1 protein-coding gene is annotated in these 2,467 nt (G+C 65.7%); it reads left to right on the top strand.

Annotated elements, in window-relative coordinates:
* A partial coding sequence (locus JK363_RS41130) for a type I polyketide synthase (RefSeq protein ID WP_201883442.1) occupies window positions 1–2,467 on the top strand: 2,467 nt, incomplete at both ends.

Below are 2,467 nucleotides of genomic sequence, written 5' to 3'. Positions count from 1 at the left end.
CGTTCTGCTGCCGGGTACCGCATTCGTTGAGTTGGCTGTCCGGGCCGGTGACGAGGTGGGGTGCGGGCGGATCGAGGAGTTGACCCTCTCAGCCCCCCTGGTGCTGCCCGAGCAGGGCTCGGTGCAGATCCAGGTGTCCGTCGGCGCTGCGAATGCCTCCGGGTATCGATCGGTGACGATCTATGCCCGGGGAGAGAGCTCCGAGGAACTGCCGTGGACACAGCATGCGACGGGTCTGTTGGCTGCGAGTAAGGCTCCCCAGGGAAGCCAGTCAGGCATCCCGTTCGACGTGACCGTATGGCCCCCTGCGGGTGCTGCGTCAGTTGATCTCAGCGACCGCTACGAGTGTCTTGCGGAACAGGGCTTTGACTACGGTCCTGGGTTCCAGGGGCTGCGGGCTGTGTGGAGGCATGGCGATGATGTGTTCGCTGAGGTCGAACTGCCGGGTGAGGCGCAGGCAGGTGGGTTCGGTGTCCACCCGGCTCTGCTGGATGCCGTACTGCATGCCATGGGGGCCGACGGAAGCCGGAGCGAGCAGAGCGCGGGACTACCGTTCTCCTGGGAGGGCGTGACGCTCCACGCCTCTGAGGCCACGGTGGTTCGGGTGCGGCTGACGCCCAATGACCGGGCCGCGATGTCGCTTGTGATCGTTGACAGTGCAGGCGATCTAGTCGCATCGATCGAGTCTCTCGTCACCCGCCCGATAGCTCCTGGCCAGCTGGACGATTCAGCACGATCCGACCGCGATTCACTGTTCCGGGTGGAGTGGGCTCCCGTGTTGGAGCCAGTCGAAGGTGCTCCGTTCAAGGTTGCGGTGGTGGGCTCGGATGAGAGCCTGGCCAATGCGCTCAGGGAGATGGGTTCCGAGGTCCAGGTATGCGCGGAACTGGCTGCGTTGGCTGAGGTGGATGGCTCGGTGCCTGAGGTGGTGCTGGTCGGGGTCGATGTTGGTGCGGAAGTGGCGGCCGGTGGTGTGGCGGGTGGTGTGCGTGCCGGGGTGCTTTCGGTTTTGGCGCTGGTGCAGGAGTGGTTGGCGGACGAGCGTTTCGCCGGTTCCCGGTTGGTGGTGGTGAGCCGGGGTGCGGTTGCTGCGCGGGATGTTGATGGTCTGGCTGTGGCGTCGGTGTGGGGTCTGTTGCGGTCGGCGCAGGCGGAGCATCCGGGTCGGATCAGTATGTTGGATGTTGGGGGTGGTCAGAAGCTTTCGACGTCGCTGTGGTCTCAGGTTTTGGGTTTGGCGGAGCCGGAGGTTGGGGTTCGTGATGGGCGTGTTGTGGTTCCTCGGTTGGTGCGGGTGGGGGTGTCTGGTTCGGCGGCTCCGGTGTGGTCTGGGTCGGGGTCGGTGTTGATTACGGGTGGTACGGGTGGTCTGGGTGCGGTGGTGGCGCGGCATCTGGTGGCTGAGCATGGTGTGCGGGATCTGTTGTTGCTGTCGCGGCGTGGGCTTGAGACACCTGGGGCACTTGAACTCGTCGCGGAACTGGGTGAGGTGGGTGCGCGGGTTGAGGTGGTGGCGTGTGATGTGGCGGACCGTGAGGAATTGGCTGGGGCGCTTGAAGGGCGTGAGGTGTCTGGGGTGGTGCATGCGGCGGGTGTGTTGGATGACAGGGTGGTTGGTGGGTTGACGCCGGAGCGGGTGGGTGCGGTGTTGCGGCCGAAGGTGGATGCGGCGTGGTATTTGCATGAGTTGGTGGGTGAGGTGTCGGCGTTTGTGGTGTTCTCTTCGGCAGCGGGGGTGTTGGGGAGTGCGGGGCAGGGCGGCTATGCGGCGGCGAATGCGTTTTTGGATGCGTTGGTGGAGTACCGGCGTGGGCTTGGGCTGCCGGGTGTGTCGTTGGCGTGGGGCGCGTGGGATCTGCCCAGTGGGATGACCGGTGAGCTCACAGATGTAGACCGGGAGCGCATGGTTCGTGCCGGCTTCCCGCCGGTGTCCGTGGAACAGGGCGTGGGGTTGTTCGATGCTGCGATGGGGTCCGGGGAAGCGGTGGTGTTGCCGCTGCGATTGGACCTGGCTGCGGTACGGGCCCGGGGTGAGGTGCCCCCGCTCCTGCGGGGTCTGATCCGTACGCGGCGTGCGGCGGGGGGCGCTGCTGCTTCGACTGGCCTGGTTCAGCGGTTGAGTGGGCTGGACGAGGCCGGGCGTCGGGCGTTGTTGCTGGATGTGGTGCGGAGCCAGGTCGCCAAGGTGCTGGGCCACGACAGCCCCACGGTGGTTGATCCTGCGCGGGCTTTCCGCGACCTGGGATTCGACTCATTGATGGCGGTGGAGCTGCGTAATGGGTTGAGTACGGCAACGGGGTCGCGGCTTGCAGCAACGCTGGTGTTCGACTACCCCACTCCCCAGGTGCTGGCGGATCACCTTCTGGAGGAGTTGTTGGCTGGGGTGGTTCGTGTGGTGGACGGTGGAGGTTCTGTTGGGGTGTTGCCGTCGGTTGCGGATGATCCGGTGGTGATTGTGGGGATGGGT

The organism is Streptomyces coffeae, assembly GCF_016741875.1.
Taxonomy (GTDB): domain Bacteria; phylum Actinomycetota; class Actinomycetes; order Streptomycetales; family Streptomycetaceae; genus Streptomyces; species Streptomyces coffeae.
Note: the sequence above shows the minus strand (reverse complement) of the source record. Positions and strands in the feature narration are given on the sequence as shown.